This is a genomic window from Elusimicrobia bacterium HGW-Elusimicrobia-1 (genome assembly GCA_002841695.1).
In the GTDB taxonomy this organism is placed as follows: domain Bacteria; phylum Elusimicrobiota; class Endomicrobiia; order PHAN01; family PHAN01; genus PHAN01.
The window spans coordinates 16,950-43,115 of record PHAN01000007.1; the positions used below are offsets into that span (position 1 = coordinate 16,950).

Annotated in this window: 24 protein-coding genes; 13 read left to right on the top strand and 11 right to left on the bottom strand. The window is 53.2% G+C overall.

Annotated elements, in window-relative coordinates; all coding sequences use genetic code 11:
• The first annotated feature begins 25 nt into the window (after positions 1-25).
• The 10 genes from CVU77_05400 to CVU77_05445 all read left to right on the top strand — a co-directional run bounded on the left by CVU77_05400 (position 26) and on the right by CVU77_05445 (position 11,160).
• Positions 26-820 (top strand): hypothetical protein, encoded by a 795-nt coding sequence (locus CVU77_05400; GenBank protein ID PKN01372.1) that lies wholly within the window; start codon positions 26-28, stop codon positions 818-820.
• 23 nt (positions 821-843) lie between these two features.
• The gene (mreD, locus tag CVU77_05405; GenBank protein PKN01373.1) at positions 844-1,353 is read left to right on the top strand and encodes a rod shape-determining protein MreD; all 510 of its coding nucleotides are present in this window, start codon (positions 844-846) and stop codon (positions 1,351-1,353) included.
• A gap of 7 nt (positions 1,354-1,360) precedes the next feature.
• Positions 1,361-3,163, top strand: coding sequence for a penicillin-binding protein 2 (gene mrdA / locus CVU77_05410; protein ID PKN01374.1), 1,803 nt, complete (start codon positions 1,361-1,363; stop codon positions 3,161-3,163).
• Positions 3,164-3,171: 8 nt separating this feature from the next.
• Positions 3,172-4,515, top strand: a complete 1,344-nt coding sequence (locus CVU77_05415) for a rod shape-determining protein RodA (GenBank protein ID PKN01375.1) — start codon at positions 3,172-3,174, stop codon at positions 4,513-4,515.
• Between the two features lies 1 nt (position 4,516).
• On the top strand, positions 4,517-6,952 hold the full coding sequence (locus CVU77_05420; protein PKN01376.1) for a hypothetical protein: 2,436 nt from the start codon (positions 4,517-4,519) through the stop codon (positions 6,950-6,952).
• Between the two features lie 84 nt (positions 6,953-7,036).
• Complete coding sequence (locus tag CVU77_05425; GenBank protein ID PKN01377.1) at positions 7,037-8,545, top strand: Rne/Rng family ribonuclease; 1,509 nt, start codon at positions 7,037-7,039, stop codon at positions 8,543-8,545.
• The gene (locus CVU77_05430; GenBank protein ID PKN01378.1) at positions 8,308-9,306 is read left to right on the top strand and encodes a hypothetical protein; all 999 of its coding nucleotides are present in this window, start codon (positions 8,308-8,310) and stop codon (positions 9,304-9,306) included. The genes CVU77_05425 and CVU77_05430 overlap by 238 nt, the downstream gene beginning before the upstream one ends.
• A gap of 182 nt (positions 9,307-9,488) precedes the next feature.
• Positions 9,489-10,106, top strand: a complete 618-nt coding sequence (locus CVU77_05435; GenBank protein ID PKN01379.1) for a radical SAM protein — start codon at positions 9,489-9,491, stop codon at positions 10,104-10,106.
• Positions 10,093-10,911, top strand: coding sequence for a hypothetical protein (locus CVU77_05440; GenBank protein ID PKN01380.1), 819 nt, complete (start codon positions 10,093-10,095; stop codon positions 10,909-10,911). The genes CVU77_05435 and CVU77_05440 overlap by 14 nt, the downstream gene beginning before the upstream one ends.
• Before the next feature lie 54 nt (positions 10,912-10,965).
• Complete coding sequence (locus tag CVU77_05445) at positions 10,966-11,160, top strand: hypothetical protein (GenBank protein ID PKN01381.1); 195 nt, start codon at positions 10,966-10,968, stop codon at positions 11,158-11,160.
• Between the two features lie 168 nt (positions 11,161-11,328).
• Here CVU77_05445 and CVU77_05450 read toward each other — a convergent pair whose 3' ends face one another.
• The 6 genes from CVU77_05450 to CVU77_05475 are packed head-to-tail and all read right to left on the bottom strand — an operon-like array spanning position 11,329 to position 16,086.
• The gene (locus CVU77_05450) at positions 11,329-12,489 is read right to left on the bottom strand and encodes a hypothetical protein (GenBank protein PKN01382.1); all 1,161 of its coding nucleotides are present in this window, start codon (positions 12,487-12,489) and stop codon (positions 11,329-11,331) included.
• The gene (locus CVU77_05455) at positions 12,486-13,484 is read right to left on the bottom strand and encodes a hypothetical protein (GenBank protein PKN01383.1); all 999 of its coding nucleotides are present in this window, start codon (positions 13,482-13,484) and stop codon (positions 12,486-12,488) included. The genes CVU77_05450 and CVU77_05455 overlap by 4 nt, the downstream gene beginning before the upstream one ends.
• Positions 13,485-13,982: a cyclic pyranopterin monophosphate synthase MoaC gene (moaC, locus tag CVU77_05460; protein PKN01384.1), complete on the bottom strand. Its 498-nt coding sequence runs from the start codon at positions 13,980-13,982 to the stop codon at positions 13,485-13,487.
• Positions 13,983-14,006: 24 nt separating this feature from the next.
• A complete protein-coding gene (locus CVU77_05465) occupies positions 14,007-15,053 on the bottom strand; it encodes a GTP 3',8-cyclase MoaA (protein ID PKN01385.1) in 1,047 nt (348 codons plus the stop codon).
• An 8-nt stretch (positions 15,054-15,061) separates the two neighbouring features.
• Positions 15,062-15,583 (bottom strand): molybdenum cofactor biosynthesis protein, encoded by a 522-nt coding sequence (locus CVU77_05470; GenBank protein ID PKN01386.1) that lies wholly within the window; start codon positions 15,581-15,583, stop codon positions 15,062-15,064.
• Between the two features lie 38 nt (positions 15,584-15,621).
• Entirely contained in the window at positions 15,622-16,086 is a 465-nt protein-coding gene (locus CVU77_05475; protein PKN01387.1) for an MOSC domain-containing protein, read from the bottom strand.
• Positions 16,087-16,271: 185 nt separating this feature from the next.
• On the opposite strand from CVU77_05475, the gene CVU77_05480 reads away from it, so the two are divergent.
• The 3 genes from CVU77_05480 to CVU77_05490 are packed head-to-tail and all read left to right on the top strand — an operon-like array spanning position 16,272 to position 19,143.
• Entirely contained in the window at positions 16,272-17,795 is a 1,524-nt protein-coding gene (locus CVU77_05480) for a hypothetical protein (protein ID PKN01388.1), read from the top strand.
• Positions 17,796-17,818: 23 nt separating this feature from the next.
• A complete protein-coding gene (locus tag CVU77_05485) occupies positions 17,819-18,226 on the top strand; it encodes a hypothetical protein (protein PKN01389.1) in 408 nt (135 codons plus the stop codon).
• The gene (locus CVU77_05490) at positions 18,223-19,143 is read left to right on the top strand and encodes a diguanylate cyclase response regulator (GenBank protein PKN01390.1); all 921 of its coding nucleotides are present in this window, start codon (positions 18,223-18,225) and stop codon (positions 19,141-19,143) included. The genes CVU77_05485 and CVU77_05490 overlap by 4 nt, the downstream gene beginning before the upstream one ends.
• Positions 19,144-19,277: 134 nt before the next feature.
• Here the strand turns inward: CVU77_05490 and CVU77_05495 are convergent, their stop codons facing one another.
• From CVU77_05495 to CVU77_05515, 5 genes are all read right to left on the bottom strand, one after another.
• Positions 19,278-20,861: a hypothetical protein gene (locus tag CVU77_05495; protein ID PKN01391.1), complete on the bottom strand. Its 1,584-nt coding sequence runs from the start codon at positions 20,859-20,861 to the stop codon at positions 19,278-19,280.
• Positions 20,833-23,070, bottom strand: a complete 2,238-nt coding sequence (locus CVU77_05500; GenBank protein ID PKN01392.1) for a hypothetical protein — start codon at positions 23,068-23,070, stop codon at positions 20,833-20,835. Before CVU77_05500 ends, CVU77_05495 begins: the two co-directional genes overlap by 29 nt.
• A 95-nt stretch (positions 23,071-23,165) precedes the next feature.
• The gene (locus tag CVU77_05505; GenBank protein ID PKN01393.1) at positions 23,166-24,332 is read right to left on the bottom strand and encodes a peptidase M23; all 1,167 of its coding nucleotides are present in this window, start codon (positions 24,330-24,332) and stop codon (positions 23,166-23,168) included.
• A gap of 35 nt (positions 24,333-24,367) precedes the next feature.
• Complete coding sequence (locus CVU77_05510; protein ID PKN01394.1) at positions 24,368-25,660, bottom strand: hypothetical protein; 1,293 nt, start codon at positions 25,658-25,660, stop codon at positions 24,368-24,370.
• Entirely contained in the window at positions 25,657-26,166 is a 510-nt protein-coding gene (locus CVU77_05515) for a hypothetical protein (GenBank protein PKN01395.1), read from the bottom strand. The genes CVU77_05510 and CVU77_05515 overlap by 4 nt, the downstream gene beginning before the upstream one ends.

Here is a 26,166-nt window from a genome sequence, read left to right on the forward strand (position 1 = left end):
TTTCCTCGTCCAAACGAGGTTTCAGATGCGCTTACCGCGCGCTTTTTTGGTTTATCTTTTTTTTACCTCCCTGAGCTTTCTTATACTCCTTACCAATATCAAAGTTCCCTCGTCGCGTTATCTGGCGTGGCGAAACCTCATTTTGCATCTCTACGCTCCGGCTTTATGGAGCGCGGAAGATTTTGCGCTTGATAATTTGAATCTGCCGCGCGAAGTGCTCGACTTGTTAACCGCCCGCCGTCAAAACGAAGAATTAAAAAGAACTATTCTGGAATATGAAAACAAGGTGTCCGCCTACGATGCGCTTGCCGCGGAAAACGATTTTCTCAGGCGCGCCGCTTCGCTGTCGCCCCGTCCCGGATATATGTTTGTAACGGCCGAAGTCGTGGCGCGCGACGCCGCCGGCTGGTCGCTTTCCTGTATTATAAACAAGGGATTGTCTTCCGGAATAAAGAAAAACTCCGCGGCTACCCTGCTGAAAAACGGGAGATTCGTGCTGGCCGGGAAGGTCGTCGAAGTGTCCGACGGCTCCGCCCAGGTTATGCTTCTTACAAATCCGGCTTTTGCGGTTCCGGCGGCGGTCGTTGATTCCGGCTCCGAAGGCCTCATAGAGCACGTCGATTCCCGCACGCTTGCGCTCAATTACCCCTCTCCCCTGAGCGCTCCCGTGGGAAGCGAAGTTGTCGTCGGAAGTATGAGCAGAATTTTCCCGCCAGGACTTCTCATCGGGCGGGTTCTGGACAATCGCGGCAGGATAACCGTATATCCGGAGTTTGCCCGTCTTCCGTCGTCAAAAATGGTGTTGATAGTAAGGAAATGAAAATTGGTTATTAAGAGGAATATATGAAGGGAAGATTTATCGCCTATGCGGCGTCCTACGTTGTTATCGTGGTTCTCGTCGGCGTATTCTCACGATATTTGAAGTTTCTTGGCGCCGCGCCGGAAATCTTTTTGGTATTTCTTGCGGCCGCATCGCTCAGGGAGGGCCCGTACTTCGGAGTGATTTTCGGATTTTTGACGGGGATTTTCGCGGATTTTATTTCCGTATATCTGCCCGGCGCGCATTGTCTGTTGTATACCGCCGTCGGCTATATATGCGGATCTTTGAGCGGCAAATTTTACACCGACTCGGCGCAAAACAGAATTTTTATAACTTTATCCGCGACGGTTTTCGTGCGCGCCGGGCTGTGGCTGGCCGGAGAAACCTTTGGCGTGCGTTATAATCCGTCGTCGCAATGGGTTATGCTTACTATTTTATATAACATTTTGGCTTCCTGGCCGATTTTTCCCGCCGCGGCCTCCGTCGGAAGTTTTATCGACAAGCGTAATTCCTCCCGCGAGAGGCACGGATAAACTCTATATGTGGCAGAAGGATCCCAATATTTATTATCAGGATTTTATAGAAAGGATAGAAGCGGCGTCTTACTTGTTTTTTGTCGCCTCCGCGTTTATTTTTGCGAGTATTTTTTTCTTTCAGGTTCTACGGGGCGCTCATTACTACGAGCGATCCGAGCGCAACCGGCTTTATCTATTGACGGCCCGCGCCGCCCGCGGCGACATACTGGACGCTTACGGCAAAAGAATGGCCGGAACTATGAGCGAGTACGGAGTGGTTTTCTATCCGTTTGAGCAGACAAAAAGCGACCTGGATGAAACCATCGCCAAAATTTCTTCGATACTCCGTTCTCCGCAATCAAAAATAGCCGCGGCCGTTCTGGGTTCGATTCGCAGCGGACGTCTGGCCGAACTCGCGCCTTCATTAAGCAGGGAACAGCTCTTTGCCATCAAAGAGGATCAGGATTCTTTGCCGGGAATATCCGTTACCGGCATATCCGACCGGGTGTATTCCGACGAGCAGATTAATTCCCATCTCATAGGTTACATAGGCGAGGCCGATACGGCGTTTCTTGAAAAAACGTCGCATCTGGGTTATCGCCGCGGAGATATAATCGGACGCGCGGGGCTGGAATCTCTTTACGACGGCTACCTGCGCGGCGACGACGGCGGCTGGCAGATAGAGGTCGACGTGCTCGGAAAGCAGCGCCGCTTCTTAAACTACATATCTCCGCGCAAAGGTTATAACATAAAACTTTTTATCGACGGAGAACTTCAGCGGACGGCCTACGAAGCCATCGCGCAGACCGGACGCACGGGCGCGGCTGTGGCGATTGAGCCGTCAACCGGCAAAGTGCGGCTTTTTGTTTCCGTGCCGGGATACAGGTCGTCGGCGGCATTCTCGCCTTTCGAGAGCACCGGAAAATTTTGGAAGGACGTGCTTAACGACCCCGCCAAACCGCTTCTAAACCGCGCGGCGTCCGGGCTCTATCCTCCGGGTTCGGTTTTTAAGATAGCGACTTTCGTAACCGCGCTGCAGAAAAAAGTGCCGCCGGAGACAACCTATTTTTGCGGCGGCAAATTCGACTACGGTTCGAGAACCTTCCGCTGCTGGAAAAAAGAAGGCCACGGCCGGCTGGATCTGGCCGGCGCGCTGACCAACTCCTGTAACGTATATTTTTACAATCTGGGGCTGCGTCTCGGCGGAGAAGAAATTCTGAAGACCGCAAGAGCCATGCAGTTCGGCAGGGCCACACAGGTCGATTTTCCTCACGAACGCTCCGGTTCGATTCCGGCGAAGCTTCCTTCTCACGGCGGAGGCGAGAGCATAAACGTGGCCATAGGACAGGGCGCGATACTGGTTACACCCATGCAGATGGCCCAAATCGCGGCGGCTGTGGCGGTTCGCGGACGTGTAATGAAACCGATAATAGCGGAGACGGCGTCCACCCGCGCCGGCGAGTCCATTTTACTTAACGCACCGTCGAAAATTTCCGAAATCAGCCTGCCCGACGAAGTTTGGGACCGGCTCGATTCGGCGCTGGCCTCAGCCGTCTCCGACGGAACCGGCCGCGCCTGCCGCATAGACGGCGTCCGCGTGGCGGGTAAAACCGGCACGGCGCAAAATCCGCACGGCAACGATCACGCGTGGTTCGTTTGTTACGCGTCGAGAGCGGGTACGCCCGCCTCGCCCGAAATAGCGCTGGCCGTTCTGGTCGACACCGGCGGCTCCGGCGGAGCCGTCGCGGCGCCCATAGCCCGCAGGATTCTTGAGAAATATTTCGATTTGAGACCGAGACCTGTCGCTGCCGTCGACTACGGCGACTGATAGACACTATGAAATCAGCAGAAAGAAGATTCGATTCCGTGCTGGCAAATATTGACTGGACGCTTATTGTCTGCGCGGCGGTCTTAAGCGTTGCGGGCATCGTAATGATATATTCCGCGACTATGCGCACCGGCTCGCCCGTGACTTTCGTGGGGCGGCAGTTTTTTGCGATGCTCATAGGCATGTTGTTATGCGCTTTGATGATATGGATGAATTATAAAATGCTTGCCGACTTCGCGCCGCATTTTTACGTTTTAGGCACACTGATGCTGGTTGCCGTGCTTCTCTTCGGAACTCAGATAAGAGGGACAAGGGGATGGTTCAATCTGGGATTTTTCAATTTTCAGCCGGTCGAAGTGACCAAACTGTTTTTTATTACCATACTTGCGGCATACCTTTCGGCCAACTGGAAAAATATTTTCCGGCTCGGAAGCTTAGTTGTTCCGGCGGCCGCCCTGGCGGTTCAAGTGGTGCTGATACTCGCTCAGCCGGATTTTTCCTCGGCCATAGTTTACTTCCCGATATTTATTTTTATGATTTACTTCGCGGGCGCCGGCGTCATTCACATTGCCCACATAGTTTTATTCGGCGCTATTTCCGTCGGGATTCCATTGGCGGCCACTTATATCAAGATAAAGCATCCGGATGTCATAAAATCTCTCGTCGGCGGATTCCTCTACAGGGCGAGTTATGATATAAACACGGCGCTGGCGGCTTTGCTGGCGGCGGCCTCGGCGATATTCTTTATGTGGTGGATAATTCACAAACTTCGCTTCCGTGTGCCTTTAATTTTTGCGATTTCTCTTGTGACGGTATTGGCGGCCGGAACATTTTCATCCTTCGTTGTTTCCAGGTCGCTGAAAGAATATCAGCGACGCCGTCTGATAGTTTTTGTCGATCCAAAGATAGACCCGCTCGGATCGGGCTATAATATAATACAGTCGCAGATAGCCGTGGGCTCCGGACGGATTTTCGGAAAAGGCGTGTTCGCCGGTTCGCAATCCGGTCTGGGATTTTTGCCGGAGCAGCACACCGACTTTGTTTTTTCCGTTATAGGAGAAGAGACGGGTTTTCTCGGGAGCGCGGCTTTCCTTGGCGTATATTTTCTTTTTATGTGGAGAGTGCTGGCGGTGATAAGGGACGCCAGAGATCGAACCGGCTCGCTGATGGCCGCGGGTATCGGCGTAATGTTTATTTTTTATTTTGTCACCAATATCGCCATGACGCTGGGGCTTGCGCCCGTTACGGGGCTTCCGCTGCCTTTCGTCAGTTACGGCGGATCTTCTATGGCATCCGCGTGGATGGCCGTAGGTATTCTTGAAAGCATTCACGCGCGAAGGTTCACATATTGACATGAATGATTTGGATAAAATAATCAATTCCGTGCGACGTCCTTCGCGCTACACAGGCGGCGAGTGGAATTCTTATTCGACTCCGGCCACGTCGCGGCTCCGGCCAAAGGCCGCCGGCGAGCCGTCGGCGAGTATCTGTCTGTGCTATCCCGATCTCTACGAAATAGGAACGTCGTCGATGGGGCTTGAAATTCTTTATGCCGTCGTCAATGGCGATACGCGTTTTTCCGCCGACAGGTGTTTCGCCCCGGCCGACGATTTGGCCGCCGCGCTGCGCTCCCGCGGCGAAACTCTTTTTTCGCTGGAGACAAAAAAACCGCTGAAAGATTTCGACGCGATAGGTTTTACGCTTCAGCACGAACTTTGCGCCTCCAATATTTTATATATGCTCGATGCCGCGGGTGTGAGCGCGTTTTCAAAAGACCGCGCGGAGACCTTTCCCTTAATTCTGGGAGGCGGGCCGCTCACTATGAATCCCGAGCCGCTGGCGGATTTTTTCGACGCGTTCGTCATCGGCGACGGCGAAGACGCCGTGGTGGAAATTATGGAGCGTCTGGCCGCGGCCAAGACGTCGGGGGCGGGCAAAAGAGAGCTTCTGGAGTCGCTGGCCGGAGTGCCCGGCGTTTACGTGCCGTCCTTATACGAGCCGGTTTACGACGAGCGCAAGGTATATTCCGGCCTTCGCAAACTCTCGCATGCCGCGCCCGATAAAGTGGCCAAAAGAGTTTTCGATATCGCGTCCCGCCCGCCGGTTGCGGCGCCCGTGGTGCCGTCGGCCGCAAGCGTTCATTCCAGATTATCGGTTGAAATCGCGCGCGGTTGTCCGCATAGTTGTTCTTTTTGTCAGGCGTCGGGGTACTACAAGCCGCTCAGAGTGCGCCGTCCCGATGTTATTTTGGAAGCGGTGCGCGTGGGATTAAAAAACACCGGATACGACGAGGTTTCCTTCGCCTCGCTCTCAAGCGGAGATTATCCGGGTATTGCCCGGCTTATAGAGGGCGCGCTGTCCGCCAATACTCTTTATCCGGTGTCGGTGGCGCTTCCTTCGCTTCACTGCGACAACTTCGGCGCCGATGTGGCCGGAGCGCTGGCTAAATCCGCGTCGCGGCCTTCCGTGACTCTGGCTCCCGAAGCGGGCACCGAAGGATTGCGGGAGCGTATCGGCAAACGTTTGAGCGACGATGCGGTCGTGGCCGCCGTATCCGCCGCGCATACCGCCGGCTGGAAACAGGTCAAGCTTTATTTTATGTACGGCTTGCCCACGGAGACGGACGCCGACATAGAGGGTATTGCCGCGCTCGTCAAACGCATAAGGTCGGAGTGCCGCGGCATAGGCATCAAAGTTTCCATGTCGCCGTTCGTGCCTAAACCGGGGACAAAGTTCGAGCGGGAGCCGTTCGCCGGAACGGAAGAGCTCTCCCGCAAGAAAACAATATTGCGCAAACTCCTGGGCGGCGCCGTCAAGAGCCACGACGGCGCGGCGAGCTTTACAGAGGCGCTTTTGTCTCGGGGCGACAGGCGTTTGTCCGGCGTGATCGCCGCGGCTTATGCCATGGGAGCCAGATTCGACCAGTGGTCGGAGTTTTTCAGATTCGACATCTGGATGAAGGCCTTTGAAGACGCGGGTATCGACGTCCGCGATTATGTCAACAGGTTCGGGACCGATTTCGCGCTGCCGTGGTCGCATATTTCCATCTCGGTTGCCGCGCCCTCGGCAAGGGGCGAAGCGGGCTCCGAAGTTCCCGTCGAGCCGTCGCCGGCGGTTTTGGCGGCCGCTGCGCCGCAACGGGAAATAAAGTCCGTGCGATTCAGAATACGTTTGGCGCGGAAGTCGTCGGCCAGATTTATTTCGCATAACGATCAGGTGGAAGTTTTCCGTCGGGCCGTGCGGATAGCCCGCCTGCCCGTTAAGTATTCGGCGGGGTTTCACCCGCAGCCCAAAATCGCTTTCGGCCCGGCCATAGCCGTGGGCTACGAGAGCGAAGCGGAGTATATGGAAGTCGAATTTTTAAGATACGTGCCGCCGCAGGAGACATCCGACCGTCTCAATGAATGTCTGCCCGAGGGCTACGCGGTCTTGTCCGTCCGCCAGATACCCACGGCCTTCGCCTCCCTTGAGTCGCTTTGCGGTGTCGAAGATTATTCCGTGTTTTTCGACGTCCCTCCCGTCGATGCGCCGGGTGCGCTGCAAAAATTTCTGGCGCTCGAATCGTCCGTGGTCGAAGTGGATTCTAAACCGCGCGATCTTAAAAAAATCATCAGATCCGCTTCGTTTGAAAACGGCGTACTGTCTCTCGCCGTGAATCTTTTACCGTCGGGGAATCTTAAGCCGGACAAAATAACGGCCCATATTTTCGGGGTCGCTCCGGAATCGCTTCTGGTCAGGCGTCTCAGATTTTACGCGGTTAAAAGGGACGGCGCAATAATCGAGATATGAGCGTGCGGGCAATAATGAGAGGCGGGCGGCGGCAAGTCGGCAGCGGGGAAGTGAAATAATAATATATGGCGGACAGGAGACGGTTTGACAGCCGCTTTTTCCGTCGATACTAATAAAAGGAAAGCCCGCCTCGGCGCGGGCGGAATAACCAATATGAAAAAAGAAATACTTATCTCATCAACATCGCTTGAAACAAGAGCGGCCATCATAGAATGTGTCGAGGGCTCGAAATTCCGCCTCGCGGATTATTTTGTCGACAGACCCAACCGGCAAAAGATCGTAGGAAATATCTACAAGGGCCGCGTAGCCAACGTGCTTCCGGGATTAAACAGCGCGTTCATAAATATCGGCATCGGCCGCAACGCGTATCTTCAAGTCGACGACGTTGTCCCTCAGACCAAAAAAATTCAAAGCGTTCTTAAATCCGGCGCCGACGTGATGGTGCAGGTAACGAAAGACGCCATAGGCACAAAAGGCCCGAAGATAACGATGGATATATCCCTGACGGGGCGCCTTTGCGTGCTTATGCCCTTTTCGGACAAAATAGGCGTGTCCAAAAACATAGAAGACAGGCCCATCCGCTCAAAACTTAAAGACGCCATATCGAAAGCTCTCTCGTCGCAAAAACTCGAATACGGAGTGATAGCCCGCACGGAATCGGAGGACGCCGCCGCCGACGAGATAGCCGCCGAAATCAAATATCTCGACAAGCTTTGGAAAGTAATCAAAAACAAATATGAGCAAAGCAAACCGCCCAAACTCGTATACGGCGACCTTGACGCCGTCGAGCAGGTTATAAGGGACTATTTTACCGACGAGGTCGAATCGCTGCTTACGGATTCCGACGAAGTCCACAAACAGGCGCTGGAATATGTCGAGGATATCGCGCCGGAGCTGGCTTCAAGGATAAAGGTCTATAAAAACCGCACACCCATTTTTACGGCCTTCGACGTGGAAAAAGAGCTCGACGGTCTTCTTTGCGCCAGGGTAAAGCTGCCTTCGGGCGGATATATAATAATCCAGGAAGCCGAATCGCTGTGCGCCATCGACGTAAACTCGGGCAAGTTCCTGGGTTCGTCCCTGGAGGATACCGTAACCCGCACCAACATAGAGGCCGCGCAGGAAATCGCGCGCCAGCTTCGCCTCAGAAACATCGGCGGAATAATCGTCATTGATTTCATCGATATGAAAAACCGCCAGAATCAGCGCAAGGTTGTCGACGCGCTCAGGGAAGCCATGAAAAGCGACAAGGCGAAAATAAAAATATTTCCCGTGACTAATCTCGGGCTTATAGAGTTGAGCCGCTCGCGTAAATCCTCGTCGTTAAGATCATTTATGGGCGAGGCCTGCGCGGTATGCGGCGGCAGCGGAATGGTGCCGTCGCGCCAGACGGTTTTCATAAAAGTCGCGGCCGAAATCGACGAGTTGCTCAGCCGCCGCCGCCTTCCGGCGGAAGACGTAAAAGTAAAAATACGGCTTCATCCCGATGTGGCGGCTTACTTTTTGGAAAACAAAGACAAACTGCCGGTGGCGGCGTCCATTCAAAAAGATGCGGCGATTCCGCCCGGAGAGTACAATATAATACTCGAATGACCCGCATATTCGACACTCACGCCCATCTTCTCGACCCCGTTTACGACGGCGACCGGATTGAAATAATAAAAGCCGCCGCCGCGGAACTTTTTATTGTCGAGTCCGCGCTCAATCCGGCCGAATGGCTTGCCGCGGCGGATTTGTCCGTCGGATTCGACAATCTTTGGTATACCGCCGGCATTCATCCCCACGACGCCGGCCGTAGTCACGATTTTGAGATATTGAGACGCGCGCTGTCGGGCTCCAAATGCCTGGCTGTCGGCGAGGCCGGTCTTGATTATCACTATAAACATTCGGAGCCGTCCGCGCAAAAAAAAGTTTTTGAGGCGCAAATGAAAATCGCGCTGGATACGGGACGGCCTCTGGTGGTGCATTGCCGCGAGGCCTGCGAGGACTGTCTGAGTATGCTGGCTTCCGCTTCGCAAAAATGGCGCGGGGTCGTTCATTGTTTTTCCGGCGCGTGGCCGGAAGCCGAAAGATTTATGGATTTGGGATTTTACCTGGGCATCGACGGACCGGTTACTTATCCCAAGTCAAATATTTTAAAAGATGTCGTCGCGCGCGCGCCTCTCGACAGATTGCTCGCCGAGACGGATTCGCCGTACCTGACGCCCGTGCCTTTGAGGGGAAAAAGAAACGAACCCGCGAATGTCCGCTACGTCGTGGAGGCCGTCGCCGGCTTAAAAAATATCGCCTTCGAGGCCGCCGCCGAGGCGACATTTTTAAACGCTTTAAAATTATTCGGTATTCCGAACCAATAATATAAAAAGGAATAGTCGGTCACAAAACTTACCCCCTCACCTCAATCCTCTCCCTCGATGGGCGAGGAAGCCCGAAGGGCAGGTGAGGGTGAAGTAAAAGTATCGTCGGAGACGGCAGGAGAGCAAAAATATTTCAGACCCTGAATTCTCCGACGGGAAAAGGGCTGTAAAAAGGAAAGTGTATGACCGCCGTTTACCCCTATAAGGGCGCGCTTTACGTTAATCTTACCAATCGCTGTCCCTGCTCCTGCGTTTACTGCATAAAAAATAAATGGGGTTGGCAATTCCGAGGGCAAGATCTTAAATTGGAGAGAGAACCGTCGGCTTCGGAAGTCGTGGATGCGGTTAAGAAAGCGGATGCCGAAGCCGGAACCCCGTACACAGAAATAGTTTTCTGCGGATACGGCGAGCCGTTTATGAGATTCGATATTATGAAAGTTGTGGCGGAAGAACTCAAAAAATCCGGCCGGCGAATTCGCGTTAATACCACCGGTCTCATAAATACCGACGGAGCACGCGAGTTGCTGCCGGATATCGCCGGTATCGTCGACGGCCTTTCGGTAAGTTTAAATGCCGCCACGCCGGAAGATTATGTCCGCGTAAACCGGCCTGCGGCCGGAATTTCCGCGTATGCTTCCGTGCTTGATTTTATCCGCCGCGCCGTAGCTCTGGGCTTCGACGTGACTGTAACGGCCGTAGAATTTCCGGGCGCCGATATCGACGGCGTCAAAAAAACTGCCGAAGGCCTCGGCGCGAAGTTCCGCCCGCGGCCGTATCTTGAGGAATATGAGGATAGGTAAGAAGACCGCGGCCGCTTTCGTGGCGGCGTTCGCGCTTTTTGCGGCCGCCGAGGTCTACTATTTCGTATCCAGAAAAACGGTTATCATCGCCGATGGCGCCCGACGCACCGTGGTTGTTTCCGCGGCCACCGTGGGCGAGGCGCTGGCTAAAAAAGGTTTTGCCGCCGGGTCTAAGGACATCGTCGAGCCGCCGGGCGATTCTCCCCTGGAATATCCCCGCATAATAAGAATAATCCGCGTTACCGAAGAGATAGAAATCAGTTCTTCGCCGCCGGTCACGAAGCTCCTTGCCCGCGTGAAATCACTCGACAATCTGCGTCCGGCGCTTTATAAAAAGTTCAGGGTTGGCACGGTCGTCACAAAAACAAAAGTTACCCGCAGGGACGGCGCCGAGTCGTCGCGCGAGGTTATATCGCGTAAACAAGTCGAGCGTATCGAGGAATATCTTCATCTGCTCGACAAGAAGGGGCGTTACGCCGTCGAGACCTACAATCTTACCGTCGCTCCCAAGAAAAAAATGATCGCCACGGCGTATTACCCGGGAGATCCTCTGGCCTGGCGCGACGGAACGATAACTTATCTGGGAATGAAGATGCAAAGAGGCATTGTGGCCGTCGATCCCCGCGTTATACCTCTGAGGACGCGCCTGTGGATACCCGGTTACGGCTACGGTTACGCCGCCGACACCGGCAATGCCATCAAGGGAAACAGAGTGGATTTGGGAGTAAGAAATCCGGAAGAAGAGAAACCCTGGATGCACCGCCCCGTCACCGTCTACATCCTGGGGAAATTCAAAAGTTTTTAAGTTTATTCTTGACATCGTAGACTTATTTTTGTAACATCAAACAAAAGGGGGATGATGCTGTCATCGCGTCAGCGTGGAAATTTGGCAAAGTTTTTCTTCGATTCGGCAAAACTTGTGTTGGCTATTAACGTTTTGGGCCCGGTAGTTGTGCCGGATAAATCTCATTTATCGGTGGTTGTGGCCGGATTTTTTGCGGTTATAGGTTTTGTTGGTATCGGCGTTCTTTTGGACAGGGAGGTAGAATTATGACCGGATCTAACTTAGCTTTAATACCGCTGGTAGGTATGATCATTGTTGCGCTGGTTTTGGCGGTGGTAATTATTCGCGACAATCATAAGAAGAAACAACACAGGTAGATTATATAAACATTTAAAGACCGGAAAGAAAAGGGATTGGTAATGAATAAGTAAAATCGTTTTAACGCTTTCCGCGTTTTTTTTCGTCGATCAATTCTTTGTAAAGCTCAATGTGACGGCGGGTCGATACTTCCGACGTCATTTCAAGCGCGTCACGATGGCCGGCCTCGGCCAGTCGGCCGCGCAAGCCGTCGTCCCGCAGAAGTTTCAGAGTCCATCCCGCGAATTCTTCCACGGTGTTACCCGACAAAATTCCGTTTTTATCGTGTCGTATTATGCTCAAGACCCCGCCCTGATTCATCGTCACGACCGCGGTCTTGTTCATCATCACTTCTATCAAAACCAGCCCCTGCGTTTCGGTTATCGACGGAAAAACGAACAAATCCGCGTCCTTGTAATACTGCGCGAGGGTCTGGCGGTCGAGAAAATTCAGAAATGTTATTTTGCCGGTTATATTAAGCGACCGCGCGAGCGTCTTGAGTTCATCTTTTAAAATTCCGTCTCCGGCCATAAACAGATGCGCGTCGGAATATTCGTCGAGCGTTTTTCTGAAAGACCTTAACAGCAGCGACAGATTTTTTTCTTTCCCGAGCCGTCCGGCGTAAAGAAGTATTTTGGTCTCCTCTCCGAGGCCGTGTTTTTTTCTTACGTCGAATAATCCCTTGGCTTCAAAGTCGGCTTTGTTTACGCCCGTGGGCAGCACTACTATGCGGGACTTTACGCCGTAGGAAACAAGTTCGTCTTTCATCTGAGGGGAAGGCGCAACCACACAATCGCATTTATCAGAGTAACGTCTTACAATACCTTCCGCCATTTTAGGCGACAAAACCTTTCCCTTGAAGAAATAGTGAACGTATTTCGGATAAAGCGTATGATAAGTGTAGAGAAGAGGCAGCCCCCACTTACGCGCCAAATGGACTCCGTAGAGGCCAACGCTGAACGGCGAGTGAGTGTGTATGACATTAAGGTCCAGAGCTTTTATGGTGTCGTAGGTTTTTTTGCTTAACCCCGGCAAACCTATTCGATACGGCGGATAGAAGAGAAACGGCACCGACGGAACGCGGATAATATTCGATTGCGTGTCTTTATACGCCGGATAGCGGGGAGTGACTATGTAAGTCGGATGCGACATTTTCGCGGCTTCTATAAGAAACATGTCCAGAGCCGTTACGATACCGTCGATTCCGGGACGATATACGTCAGAAAAAAACCCGATATTCATACAGTTGCCATCCCCGGGTCGCCGCGCTTAACTTTTGCCTTTGATGACGGTTTATTCAGCAGGCCACCCGCCAGAATAATATCTTTTTTTATTTGTTTTTTCAACACTCGCGTGCTCGCAAATTTTTTGTCGTCGCGGATTTTATCGATAAAAAAAACTTTCCATTTCCGCGCGTCTTTCACTGCGTTCAGAAAACCTTCGGGGGATATAACGTGGAATTCAAGGCGATTTTTTTTGAGGCGCAGCAAAGTCGGCGATTTTCCCGCGTAGGCGGCCGCTTTAAGCATTATCGGCCGGCGATTGTCCGTTGCCGGCGACGCGAAACACGCGAAAATTCCGGCGGGCAGCATTTTTTCGCGCGGGACATTTATGTTGACGGTCGGAAAACCGAGTTTGGCGCCCAGCCCCGCGCCCGATGTCTTGGCGCCCGATACGGAGTACGGTCTGCCCAGCATACGTGATGCGGTCTTAACGTCGCCCCGCGCGACGGCCCTGCGCGCGGCGCTCGACGATATTATGCTTCCGCGATGTTTCAACGGCTTCTCGACGATAAGTTTTATTTTGCGGCCGGCTTCGCGCAGTATGGCCGGAAGGTCCTGCGCCTTTCCGGCGGCGTTTCTGCCGAATCTGAAATCATATCCGGCGACTATCGCGGCGGGATTTAACCTCAAGAGTATTTTCCGCGCGAAATCCTCCGGCGAAAGCCGCCAGAGTTTATTCCCGCCGTCGAGCGCGATGACTTCGTCGGCGCCGGCTTCTATAAGCAAGGCGGCTTTTTCTTCGGCCGATGTCAGCGCGCTTCCCGTCCTCACGCCGAACGGTTTCTTGAAAGTCACAGCCACGCACTTTGCGCCGATTTTGCGGGCCGCGCGCGCGGCCCGTCCGATAAGCCGCGCGTGTCCGCGGTGCACACCGTCGAAGTTGCCCACACTCAGCACCGCAAGCGGCGGATTATCAGTTCCGGGAGTAACGTATCCCGCCTGTCTCGACGTCATTTATCTTTTGTCTCTCCGTGAGATTTTACCCGTCGATTTTTTTAGCCAATCGGATTTGCCGCCAGTTTTTTGAATCAGTTTAAGACCGCTTATTTCAATTCCGCGCTCGACCGCTTTGAGCATATCGTAAAGCGTAAGCGCCGCTACGGCCGCCGCCGTAAGCGTCTCCATTTCCACGCCTGTGGCGTATTGTGTCGCCGCCGACGCCGTAATACGCACTTCTCCCTCGGCGAATGTGAATTGTACATCCGCGTGCGAGAGATTTATCTGGTGTGTCAGCGGAATCAGTTCCGATGTCTTTTTTGCCGCCGCGATCGCGGCTATTTTTGCGCAGGCGAAGGCGTCGCCCTTTGAAAGAACGTTTTTCTTAAGCAGCGAAAGCGTGGCCGGAGACATTTTCAGGCAACATTCCGCCACTGCCGCGCGGCGGGTGTGTCTTTTGCCGCCGATGTCGACCATTTGTATTTTTCCGTCGGTATCAAGATGAGTAAACCGCATATTTTCGGGTCTCCTTAGTTTTTCTCAGCCGCCTATCGAATCCATTTTCACCGCGCCCGCCATCGCGAAGTCGTCGTGGTTGCGGGGTTTAATATCCGCCACATAAATGAAGCTTTCGGCTACGGCCGTGCGTTTCTCGTCCGTCGATTTTTTGCTTCTGAGCAATTGCCGCAAGTCCGCAAATTCGGGGTGGCCCAGACACGGCAGCAGTTTGCCGTCGGACGTCAGGCGGAGACGGTCGCATTTTTCGCAAAACGGTTTTGAAAGCGCCGCGACGAAACCGATTTTATGTCCGCCTTGCTTTTTGCGGTAGTATCTGCCGGGGCCGAACCCCTCGCTGTGAGTTTCACTCAGGCCCATACCGCTTACAATTTTTCGTTCAAACGCCGCAAAATCGAAAGTGTCCACGGGCCGCGCGCTGTCGGCTGCGGTCGTTAAAATCTCGGTGCCGCAGGCGCTTTTTGCCATCCCTTTTTTTACGGGCGCGTGTTTGCCCAGCGGCATTTCCTCTATGAACTTGACGTCTAAATTCCGCGCCGCCGCCCACGACAGAAAATTTTCGGCTCCGCTCTCGCCGCCCGGCCGCGCGACGGCGTTTACCGTTATCTCGTCGAACCCGGCTGCTATTGCCGCTTCAATTCCGGACATGACCGGCGATATGTCGCCGCCGGTTATTGCGCGGTAAACTTCCGCGGAAAGGGTGTCCAAGCTTATATTGAGCCGTTTGAGCCCGGCGGATTTCAGTTCCGGCGCCGCTTGTTCCAGCAGGGTGCCGTTGGTGGTCATTCCCGTCGCAAAGCCGCCGGCGACAAGCCGTCTTACAAGATCCGCTATTCCGCGCCTTACCAGCGGTTCTCCTCCGGTAAGACGTATATTTTTTATCCCGAATTTGTCCCGCGCCGTTTCAAGGATGAAAATGATTTCCTCAAAAGTAAGAATCTCCCCTCGCGGCGCAAAACCGTCCGCTCCGCTGCCTGTGCGGCAGTAACGGCAGTGCAGATTGCAGCGGTCGGTTACGGACACGCGGATGTAGTTGATTACGCGTCCGAACCTGTCGGAAAGTACGGGCATAATATTATTTAATGTTCAGTGTGACCGCGCAGCAATTCCACTGCATGCGGAAGGATGGCCAGCAGCGCGGCAGATGTCTGGCGGGCGGCTTTTTGAGAGCCGGGCAGATTTATAATAAGCGTTTTCTTGCGAATGCCGGCAGTCGCCCTTGAAAGCGCGGCGTGTTTTGTTATTTTGAAAGATTCCCAGCGTATAAGTTCGGGTATTCCCGGACACAATTTGTCCATAACATCGCGTGTGGCTTCGGGCGCGCAGTCGCGGGGACCCATACCGGTTCCCCCGACGGTAAATATAACGTCGGCAATCCCCGTGTCGCACCATTTTTTCAGCATTGCGCCGATTTGTTTGCGTTCGTCGGGAAGTATCAGCCGCGCGGTTATTTTTACGTCAAGCCCCGAAGATTGGAGACGCGAAAGTGTTTTTTCCACCGCCGGACCAGCGGTGTCGCGCCGGAGTCCGCGGCTGCCTTTGTCGGAGCACGTCAGAACGGCCGCCTTTACGTCGTTGATTTTCAAAATATGTTTTTTCATAAAATTATGATTATTTTCAACCGTCGCCGCGCTGCTCCTTATACTTTAAGCTCCACCGTGTCTCCGGGCTTGATTGATCCGCCGCGCACAACTTTTGCGAATACACCCTCGCGGGGCATAACGCAGTCGCCCAGAGTTTGTTTTATTCTGCATCCGTCGTGACAGGTTTTGCCGATGGATGTCACTTCAAATAAAACCGTTTCAGCGGCTCCTCCCCGGATTTCTATGCGCGCCCCTATCCGCGCCATTCTGAGATCCAGGCCTTTGGTCGTAATATTCTCGGCAAAATCGCCCGGAGAGATGATTATGCGCGCCGCCCCGGTGCCGCCGGCCGCCAGTTTCTCGGCCGCCCCCCAGTCCAAAAAACTGACCTCTTTAACCGACGAAAAATGTGCGTCGCCTTCAATGCCGCCGTGTTTCAGCAAAGCCGAAGAGACGGGCGCTTTCTTTTCGCCCTTTTTTTGAGCCACATTTACGCTTAACACAGTTCCCGTAAAAACCATTGCCGCTCCATGCTGCCGTCGATACTCAATTCTACAAAAATTGCCGTCGGCGGGCAAAATTTTGTATAATCCATTTCCGCCCACATTTTCGACAGTCGGACATAACTGCGGCACAACTGCCGGCTCGTCCGCAGTCCGGCGGGGCCGCAAAAGGGATATATTTTTCTGTGACAGGTTAACGTGCAATGAGCGCAAAAAAAGCGTACTTATTTTCTTTGCTGGCATTGTTGCTTGCGCTGGTTTTTTCTTTCACTTCCGGACGCAGACGTTTCGACTGCGGCGCCCCTGCCTATCAAACATCCGGAGTGGTTGCGTCGTCGGAAGCGGTAAATCTCGAAGACGCTTTCATTCGCGTAGCCGCGGACGTTAAGCCCGCCGTCGTCAATATTTCCACTGTGCACATAGAAAAAATTCAGTCGCCACGGTATGAGTTTTTCTTCGGTTCCCCGTTCGACGGTTTTTTTGAGGAGTTCTTCGGCGCCCCCCGACGGTCTCAGTCGCCGCCGCCCCGAGGGCGTCCTCAAACCAGGCGGCAGGAAGGCACCGGCTCCGGAGTTATTATCAGTCCCGACGGATATATCCTCACCAACGAGCACGTTGTGCGCGAGGCCGACGAGATTAACGTGGCTATGGCGCACGCCGACGGTTCCGAGAAAAAATACAAAGGTAAAGTTGTCGGAAAAGATACCAGAACGGACTTGGCCGTCATAAAAATATCGGGTTCCCGCCTGCCATACGCCCGTCTGGGAGATTCCGATAAAATCAGGGTCGGACAGTGGGTTGTGGCAATCGGTTCGCCGTTCGGACTGGAACAGACGGTTACGACCGGCATAGTTTCCGCGAAGCGCCAGGCGCTGTCCATAGAGGGCAGAACATACAGGGATTTAATACAGACGGACGCCGCCATAAACCGGGGCAACTCCGGCGGCCCGCTGTGCGATATTTACGGCGAAGTCATAGGTGTCAATACCGCCATATACGCGCCCACGGGAGTTTTTTCCGGCATAGGTTTTGCCGTGCCGATAAACAGGGCGAAAGCCATTCTTGATGAACTCATAAAAACCGGCAAGGTCACCCGCGGATGGCTCGGCGTTGAAATCCGTGCCGTCGACGCGGCCATAGAAAAAAACTTCAAGTTATCGTCGCGCGACGGAGCGTTTGTGGCCAACGTGCTCGACGGTTCTCCCGCCGCCGCGTCGGGTCTCAAGCGCGGCGACGTCATAGTGGACTTCGACGGCAAAAAAGTCAAAATTCCCATGGATTTGCAGGATGCCGTTTCGGCGTCGGCGCCGTCCAAAAAAGTTGCGGTTGCCGTAGTGCGCGACGGCAAACGGCTCAATCTTAATGTCGTTCTTGCCGCCATGCCCGACGAACCTTCGGCGGCGGTGTCTTCCCCGTCCGACGCTCCCGCCGCATCGTCCTACAAGTGGGAGGGGATGTCCGTGTCCGACATTACCGACGCCCTGCGGGCGGAGTTCGCCGTCGCCTCCGACGTCAAAGGCGTGATAGTCGTGGACGTCGAGGACTATTCCGCCGCCGATCGCGTAGGTATAGCGGCCGGCGACGTCGTTAAATCGCTTAACAATACCGGCATATCTTCCGTGGCTGATTTCAAAAAGGTCTCGGCGCGGGCCGATATTGCCAAGGGCGTGGTCTTCGATGTTTCCAGAGCCGGAAGATCCATTTATCTTACTTACTCCGAGGAATAGTCAATTTTGCTTTCGCGATTTTTATGAATCTGAAAAAAACGCATAACGGCGACAGGCCGACTGTCTTAATCGTCGACGACGACCGCGATTTCGCCGAAGCCGCCGCCGCTCTGATAGAAGACCTTGCCGACGTCGCCGTGGCCAACGACGGCACCGGCGCTTTGAGAATGGCCAAAACTCTGCGGCCCGCGGTGGTTGTCCTCGACGTCAATTTGCCCGACATAAACGGGTTCAGAATTTGCCGCGGGTTGAGGGATTCGTCGGACTTTTCCGGCAAGATAATAATGCTTACGGTGCGCTCGGCCTCGGGCGACCTTAAATTGGGAGTCGGAGCCGGGGCCGACGAATACGTGCAGAAACCGATTTCCAACGAGGAGTTTGTGGTTAAAGTCAGCAATATGCTTGAACGGTACCGAACGGAGACAAAATGACAAACGCCAAAATATTTATAGCCGACGACGACGCCGAAATACTTGATTTACTGATTTATACGCTTGAGTCCGAACATTACACGGTGGTAACCGCCTCCGACGGAGACACCGCCCTGCGAAAGATTGTTGAAGAAAAGCCGGACCTTATAATCCTGGATGTCAACATGCCCGGAATGTCGGGCTTTGAGGTTTGCCAGAAGGTCCGCGAAAACTCCGACATCTGTCTTACTCCGGTAATAATATTGAGTTCTCTGGCCAAAACCAAGGATAGAATCACCGGAATTAAACTCGGCGCCGACGAGTATCTCACCAAGCCGTTCGAGCCGTTTGAGCTTGCCGCCCGCGTCGAAGGTCTGCTCAAAAGAGCCCGGGAATCCCTGGCGGCAAGTCCTCTGACCGGCCTGCCCGGCAATGTGTCCATTGAGACGGAAATAAAAAACCGTCTCGCCGGCGCGGAGGAGTTTTGCGTGATATATTCCGACCTCGACCACTTCAAATCGTACAACGACCGCTACGGATTCGACAGGGGCGACGCCGTAATCAAACTTGTTTCCACGATATTTCGCACCGCCGTGGCGGAAGAGGGAAACTCCAAGGATTTCATAGGACACATAGGCGGAGATGATTTTGTCGTCGTAACCACTCCCGACAAGTGCCGGGGTATCGCCCAGAAAATCGCGGCCGTTTTCGGCGCTTTAATCATCAACCAATACGATACGGATGCCAGAAAAAACGGTTTTGTGTCGGGCAAAGACCGAGCCGGCGCGCCGGCTCAATTTCCTATTATGACTATTTCCACCGGATGCGCCAAAGTTGTTCCCGGAAAATTTCCGCATTATTCGCTGGTCGTGGAAAAAGCGCGCGAACTTCTTAAAACGGCCAAGACGCAAACGGGGAATTCGTTGGTCTGCGAGTAAGAAAGGCGCGGGTGTGCGCTAAAAATCCCCCTCTTTCCCCCTTTTACAAAGGGGGATGAAAGGGGGATTTCTACATTCGGGAAGAACGGGGGATTGTTTCTATTTGCGGATGGATACTGATATATACTGCGATGCTACGGCCTCACTATAATAAGTATAACTCCGACAATAACCGAAATCGTCAATATTGCTATCGGGAGCGTCACCGTAGAAGCGGCCTTCTGTCCCACGGCGGTAAGCGGTTTGAATACACGTTTGGCGGCCGTTCCTTTTTTTACCTTCATTACGGTTCTTTCCGCGGAAGTTGCGTTGCCAGTCGCGTCGGCTACGGATATTTTGATTTTTACCACGCCTTCTTTGGCGAGAATGGCGTAGAGAAATTTGCCGTCGGCCTCCACGTTTGTGGGAACATCGTTTACCGTAAGAGCGACCCCCGCCTCGGTTTTTCCTTCCACGTATACAAACTCGGTATCGTATTCCGCCCCGTCCTCGGGCGAATATACTTCCAGCGGCGGCGGTGTGACGTCGACCGTAAACGCGCGCGGTTCCGAATATCTGCCCTCAAATCCCAGTTGATCTATATACGACACGCGCCAGTAGTACAGCCCGTCGGGAAGACCCAGACGGGTAAAGTCCAGCGAAATTTTAGACGTTAAATCTTTTGTTTCTTCGTGGGATATACTTACAAATGCCTGTGACGTGGATACCTGCAGACGGTATTTTTTTACGGCGCTGCCGAGAATCCTTCCCGCGCTTTTTTGTTCTTCGCCCTCGCCGGATGTTTTTTCCATGCGTGCGCCCGATTGATGTTGCCTGCCCCCGGGAGATGGCATATATCCCGCATCCGGCACGGCTATCGATATTTCGAGTTTGCCGTCCCGTGACGCCTGCGCCTTGGCGTCGCGGGCGTCAATTTTTAAATCCGGCATATCGGGAAGACGCAGCGGCGCCGACGGGCTGTCGCGAAATTTCACTTCGGTCCCGAAACCTTCGCTTACCGTAACTGTTTTGCCCTGTGCGGTAACGTCAATGACACCCTTGTAAACTTCCACCAGCGTGGTTTTGTCGGCCTTGATTTTAGTTTTAAAGTCGGGCGCTTCGCTTTTTGCGGTTATCTGCGGTTTCACCACGGTTTCCGCGGTTATTATCTTGGTTTTTGAAGACCGCACCTCGCCGGCCAGGAGTTCGGCCTGATCTTCCATCTTTTCCGGCTTTACGATAAGCAGCGAATTTTCAAAAAGCCGCAGTACTTCGCCCGACGGCAATTTTACCTGCGCCTGGGATTTTTCCAGTGTGCGCACGCCGTCGTCTTCATAAAGTTCCATGTTGGTCCACGCGCGTTTCCACTCGGCTTCCTGCCTTCTTCTGAAACGGACGTCTTGCAGAATATACACCAGATGGGCCGCCCTTAAATGTTCTTTGATCAGATAAATGGGCACCTGTATCCGCATTCCGGGCAGGACTATGTTGGGGTCGTTGGACAATCTGGGATTATGTTTCAGAATATCGGGCCAGCGGCGGGGGTCTTTAAGATAAAAATTGGAGATGCTCCAGAGGGTGTCGCCCTCTTTTACGGTTATTTCCTGCAAAACTTCCGCGGAATGAGAGGGCGGCGCGCATAGCGCAAAGTAAAAAACAGCCAGAAAAACGGATAATCTGCGGGCGGTAGTCAAGTTTAGTTTTTTCGCGTCAGGCATAATTATTAAATCCCCCTTCATCCCCCTTTGAAAAAGGGGGAAAGAGGGGGATTTTTCCGTTTGAGTTTTTCACGATAGGGAGTGTAAATATGAATTTGGAGCCCTCGCCCAGCTTTGATTCCGCCCATATCTTGCCGCCGTGCGCTTCTACTATGTGCTTGCATATCGTAAGTCCCAGACCCGTTCCGCCCCTTTTCTGGCCGGCCACCTGTTGAAACTTATCGAATATTTTTTCCACGTAATCCGGAGGTATGCCTTCGCCGGTATCGATAATGGATACGCGGGCAAGTTGGACTTCGCCGTTTTCCGTTTGCGCGGCCGTTTGTTCCAGTTTAATCGTAATGCCGCCGCCGTCGGGAGTGAATTTTACCGCATTGGATATCAGATTGATGAAAACCCGCTCCAGCATGGCTGAGTCCATCTTGAATCTCAGTTCTTCCATACCCGCCGACGGCGCGATGGCGAAATTGATATTCTTTTTGATCAATATGGCTTCAAGCGCATTTGCCGCGTTTCTTGCCACCTGCGCAAGATTCGCGTAATCCGTATTGAGGCGCATTTTGCCGCTTTCGAGTTTGGCTATATCAAGAATATCGTTGATCATGGAAAGCAGTTTCTGACTCGACCGATCCATGGTGTCAAGCATTTTTTTCTGCTGGGCGGTGACCGGTCCGCCGACGCCGTCCTGCAAAAATTTCAGAAACCCGCGGATGGACGTCATGGGATTCCTTAAATCATGGGTGATAGAGTGAAGGAATATATCCTTCATGTTGTCTATCTCTTTTTCAAGCGTTATGTCTCTTAGTATCGCCACGACGCCTATGCTGGTTTTTTTCTGCGGGTGAAGAACCATATTGGACGAAGCCGTGTAGTAACTGATGGCGTTGGGGGCCGCTATCGACACTTCGCGGGGCACCGATGCCGGATTGCTGACGGCGTTTTCAAATGCCGCGCGCATACTCGCGTCGGACAGGAAATTCCACACGGGCTCTCCGAGAGCTCTGTCGCCGAGGCCCAGAAGTTTTTTGGCCGCGGAGTTGTAGAGTTCTATTCTTCCCTCGGTGTCGGTCATAATAAGGGCGTCGGTCATGGCCAGTATGACGGCCTCCGTTTTTGTTTTTTCGGAGATAAGTTTGTCCACTTGCATTTCGTCGTAACGCATAATTTCCACGGCCATCTCGCCGAACGAACTCGACAGTTCCTCTATCTCGTCTCCCGTTTTTATTTTGGCCAGCGCGGGAGCGACCTCAAAATCCCGCTTCGATATTTTCCGCGCGGCCTCACTGAGGCGCAGTATGGGCAGGGTTAATCCTCTGGCTATGAAAAATGCCAGTATCGCCGCGGCTAAAACGCTGATAAGCGTAAGATACAGCGTATCCTTCTTCATTCTCTCGACGGATATGTACGCCTCGTCCTTGTCCTGCTGCACCACCACGCCCCATCCGGTTTCTTTCACCGAGGTGAAAGCGCCCACCGCCGACTTGCCTCCGGGCAGCACGTATTCCGACGAGCCGACGGAATCCGATGTCAGAGAATTTTTTACGATATCGAGTTTGGCTATATCTTCGAGCCGCGCGCCGGATTTTCCGGGGATTATTTTTTGGGCGGCGTCATCGTATGCCGGAAGAAAAATTCTTCCGGCGGAGTTGACCACAAACACTACGCCGGATTTGGCGAAACCCGCGCGCGACACATAGTCGTTGAGTTGTTGAAGAGAAATTTTTACGTATAGCGAATGAGTATCGGTGAGAGGATAAAATTTGCCGACTATGTGCGGGCGGTCGGTTATTTCTGTCGACATCTCGGGGACGCGGCTTGCGATGAATCTTTTGAAAAGATCTTCGCCGGAATGGTCTACCAGCGACGGATTGGCGTCTCTGTCCGGATTGTATGCTTTCAGCAGTTCCCTGCCCTTATTGTCCACTACGGCAATCGAGACGAAACTCGGGTTGGTGTCCAGAAGCACTTGCAGTATGCTGTGTTTTTCCCGCCAGTCGATATTCGCCCGCAAACTTCGCGCGGCTATCTTTATTTCCCTGTTGATTTCTTCCCAGTAATCCGATATTTTTTGCGCCGCGGATTCGGCCAGCGTGGTGTGGATTTCAAGAATCGCGTCCTGCATTCCCACGCGGTTTATGTTGATAGTGCGCATGCCGATAATGGCCGCCGGCATTGTTGCGATGGCGACCATTATGAGGGCAAGTTTCGGGAATAATTTCAGTTTGAACATATAATAAAGAAGTGAATAGTGATTAGTGAATAGTGGCGAGTAGAAGCGAAAAAGAGTTTTTACTATCCACTAAACACTATTCACCAACCACTTTTTTATCGTATCTCGTCGAGACGTTTTAGGGCGATTTCAACCGTGAGTCCGAAATCGGCCTTATACGCTACGGGAACTTGTTTGTTCGACGGCAGTCGCAGCGCAAGGAAATTCATCGCCGCGCCTCCGCGTCTTATCTCAAAGTGCAGGTGCGGGCCCGTTGCGACGCCCGTCGAGCCGACGTAGCCGATGATCTGACTCTGCCGGACTCTCGATCCACGGGCTATTTTAGCAAATCTCGACAGGTGACCGTAGTATGTTTCGTAACCGTTCGGATGGCGCACGCGCACGAGATTTCCGTATCCGCCGGAATAGCCCTTGAAGGATAACGTTCCGTCCCCTATGGAAGAGACGGGCGTGCCCGCCGGCGCCACATAATCGACGCCGTGATGCGGGCGGTATATCCTTAAAACCGGATGGTAGCGATTTCTGGAAAAATAAGACGATATCCGTCTGTAACTCAGCGGAGCCCTCAAAAAAGCCAGCCGCAGCGATTTGCCGTCGGGGGAATAGTAATCGTAGTCGAGGTCTCCGTTTCCGAAACCCACGGCGACGAATTTTTCCGAGCGGTTGATGTATTCCGCCGCGACGATTTTCTCTATTATCCGGCGTTTCTGCCGCTCCCCGCTCCCCGCGACTTTTTCCGACCAGATTATCTTAAACTCGTCGCCTTCGCGCGTGTCGGTCAGAAAGTCCACCTGCCAGGAGAACAGTTCCGCGAACCTTATTATGAGTTCGCCGTCGATACCGCGCGAGGCCATCGCTTCCCAAAGCGACGATTTAACCTCGCCGCGGGCGGTCATAGTAGTGGTTTTTACGTCCATTGCGAGGCCCTCGGCGGCGAATTTGCCGTCGTCGCCCGCGGCAATTTCGTAATACTCGAAACCACGCTGGGGATAATACGAAAAGGATATCAGCATTCCGTCGGTGGAAGTTACGACCTTGTAGTAGTCGCCTTCGCGCGAGCGCCTCAGGTTGAAGACCTTTTGCAGGTTATAGGAAATTTCCGCGATCGTCGCGGGAGTTATTGCGTTGTCGCTTAACGATGCCGACAGGGTTTCGCCCGACGACACCGTATGCTCCACGGTGATGGTTTCGGGAGCGCGGGAGCATCCGGCGGATATAATGGCGGCGCAGAATATGCCGACGGCGAGGAAGTTTTTCATCATCGTAAAAAATAATTTTTCAGGGTTTTTCGGGCGGGTTACCAGGTGGTCTTTACCTCTTGCCAGGACTTTATTTCCATCGGGGTTTCGGAAAGCTGCACGCCGTAGGCCACGCCGGTATCGTAGAACACCGTGAAATTGTTCATTGTTATATCGTCCTTTACGTAGACCGAACCCAGGATGGACGAGTTGCCGGCGTTGCCCAGTTGTCCTCCGCAGTAGAGAAATCCGCGCATTCCGCACGGTCGGATTGACGGACTTTGGCTGCCTATTACATAAGAACCCGTTGCTTCGCCCGGATAAACGTAGGCGGGGGTCACTTGTTTTTTCTTTACATACTCCAGCTCCGCGCCCGGCGGAACGTACGCCGTAAAATTAACGCCTTGCGCGTCGAAATTTACATTTCCCATTCCCACGAGCGCAAGTAGTTGAAGAAACACGTCGCTGTCTACGGATAACGTGCCGTCCGTGTATATTACCGACGTGGAACTTCTGAAGTCATATTTGTTGCCCACGCCGCCCTGTCTTTTTATTCTTATGCCGCCGCTGTTGGCCGCCGCGAGAAATATTCCGCTTCCGGGCGGATTGGCCACGGCTTTGGCGGCCCCGACTTTCTTTAAAATCTCTCCGGTTCCCGTGTCGACGGATATCCGCGAAAAAGACGCAACATTTATATAGTAATCGACGTCAATCACCGGTGGCGACCCCAAGTCCTCGTACGCCCAGTACTCCACATTGTCGGAATTAAGAGGATCAGGGTTGGTGTCGCGTCCGACTATTCTGCCTTTGGAAACCTTGCGGGGATACCAGTCGGCCGGCGCCTGGGTGATGGCGCTGTAACTTACGACCGGCCCCCAGTGAACTATCAAACCCGGCTTCCACTGCATCGCTCCGTCGACGGATATGGCATTGTCGAACGCCTTGCGGGCGTATATGGCTTTAAGCGCGCGATTTTCCGGCGGTTGTATGGTGCGTCCTTCCGACACTATGGTTATTTCGTTTTCCAATGGTCCGGACGTTATGCGTATTCTGTACTGCCCGCCGATTATGTCGTCGTAAACGGAGTCAAAGTGATAGCCGTCAAGCGGCGTTCCGTTTTTTATCTGAGTCCAGTTGGATGTGGAGATTTTTATCGTCCAGAGTCCGCGTTCAAGACCCGCCTCGGCCAGATTGAAAGCCGTCACGCTTTTTTGCTCTTTCACCGTCCAGACGGCCTCGCGCTCCACCCAAATTACGAAAAGCGGCAGCATTATGCCGAGTATCACGAGTATCGCCAGAATCGGAACCAGCATCTGGCCTTTTTCGCCGGAGATAAAATTTGTTTTCGTCATTTGTTCATCACCATAACTTTTTCAGAGGCCATATGAAGGGCCTTTGTCCGCAATTCAAATATTTCCTGTTCCAGCGTCAACGATACCGATATGATTGACAAATCCTCGGACTTCGGAGGCGTAAACGCAAGGTATCTTATGTCCTCGGTCAGCGTTCTTGAATTGGTATTTCCGCCGGTGGTCACATCCATCATGAGACGCCTGCCGTTCTGATAAAACGACCAGACCTGCCCGTCGATTCTGGTAAAGGTTATGCGCGAATAGGGCGGCTGGCCGTTGACGCGGTCCAGCGTTACCGTGCTGACTTTGGCCTGTCTGAGATTGCGGTTTATAATAGAGAATATCACGCGGGCGTCTCTTTGAAGATTGATACGCACTTTGCTTAAACCCATATATCTGTTGAACTGGATCATAATCTGGGCGCCCAATGAAAATATCACGCCCATCATGGCTATAACCACCATCATTTCCGTCAGAGACATACCCCGCTTATTTTTTTTAATCAT

Bases quoted from the DNA above. Each gene is read 5' to 3' on its own strand.
- CVU77_05450 (PKN01382.1), bottom strand. From the start codon at position 12,489: ATGAATATCGGGTTTTTTTCTGACGTATATCGTCCCGGAATCGACGGT.
- CVU77_05435 (PKN01379.1), top strand. From the start codon at position 9,489: ATGACCGCCGTTTACCCCTATAAGGGCGCGCTTTACGTTAATCTTACC.
- CVU77_05480 (PKN01388.1), top strand. From the start codon at position 16,272: ATGAGCGCAAAAAAAGCGTACTTATTTTCTTTGCTGGCATTGTTGCTT.
- CVU77_05485 (PKN01389.1), top strand. From the start codon at position 17,819: ATGAATCTGAAAAAAACGCATAACGGCGACAGGCCGACTGTCTTAATC.
- CVU77_05440 (PKN01380.1), top strand. From the start codon at position 10,093: ATGAGGATAGGTAAGAAGACCGCGGCCGCTTTCGTGGCGGCGTTCGCG.
- CVU77_05455 (PKN01383.1), bottom strand. From the start codon at position 13,484: ATGACGTCGAGACAGGCGGGATACGTTACTCCCGGAACTGATAATCCG.
- CVU77_05500 (PKN01392.1), bottom strand. From the start codon at position 23,070: ATGTTCAAACTGAAATTATTCCCGAAACTTGCCCTCATAATGGTCGCC.
- CVU77_05445 (PKN01381.1), top strand. From the start codon at position 10,966: ATGCTGTCATCGCGTCAGCGTGGAAATTTGGCAAAGTTTTTCTTCGAT.
- mrdA (PKN01374.1), top strand. From the start codon at position 1,361: ATGTGGCAGAAGGATCCCAATATTTATTATCAGGATTTTATAGAAAGG.
- CVU77_05470 (PKN01386.1), bottom strand. From the start codon at position 15,583: ATGAAAAAACATATTTTGAAAATCAACGACGTAAAGGCGGCCGTTCTG.
- CVU77_05420 (PKN01376.1), top strand. From the start codon at position 4,517: ATGAATGATTTGGATAAAATAATCAATTCCGTGCGACGTCCTTCGCGC.
- CVU77_05510 (PKN01394.1), bottom strand. From the start codon at position 25,660: ATGACGAAAACAAATTTTATCTCCGGCGAAAAAGGCCAGATGCTGGTT.
- CVU77_05430 (PKN01378.1), top strand. From the start codon at position 8,308: ATGCGGCGGCAGCGGAATGGTGCCGTCGCGCCAGACGGTTTTCATAAA.
- CVU77_05400 (PKN01372.1), top strand. From the start codon at position 26: ATGCGCTTACCGCGCGCTTTTTTGGTTTATCTTTTTTTTACCTCCCTG.
- mreD (PKN01373.1), top strand. From the start codon at position 844: ATGAAGGGAAGATTTATCGCCTATGCGGCGTCCTACGTTGTTATCGTG.
- CVU77_05415 (PKN01375.1), top strand. From the start codon at position 3,172: ATGAAATCAGCAGAAAGAAGATTCGATTCCGTGCTGGCAAATATTGAC.
- CVU77_05495 (PKN01391.1), bottom strand. From the start codon at position 20,861: ATGAAGGGGGATTTAATAATTATGCCTGACGCGAAAAAACTAAACTTG.
- CVU77_05505 (PKN01393.1), bottom strand. From the start codon at position 24,332: ATGATGAAAAACTTCCTCGCCGTCGGCATATTCTGCGCCGCCATTATA.
- CVU77_05515 (PKN01395.1), bottom strand. From the start codon at position 26,166: ATGATTAAAAAAAATAAGCGGGGTATGTCTCTGACGGAAATGATGGTG.
- CVU77_05465 (PKN01385.1), bottom strand. From the start codon at position 15,053: ATGCCCGTACTTTCCGACAGGTTCGGACGCGTAATCAACTACATCCGC.
- CVU77_05490 (PKN01390.1), top strand. From the start codon at position 18,223: ATGACAAACGCCAAAATATTTATAGCCGACGACGACGCCGAAATACTT.
- moaC (PKN01384.1), bottom strand. From the start codon at position 13,982: ATGCGGTTTACTCATCTTGATACCGACGGAAAAATACAAATGGTCGAC.
- CVU77_05475 (PKN01387.1), bottom strand. From the start codon at position 16,086: ATGGTTTTTACGGGAACTGTGTTAAGCGTAAATGTGGCTCAAAAAAAG.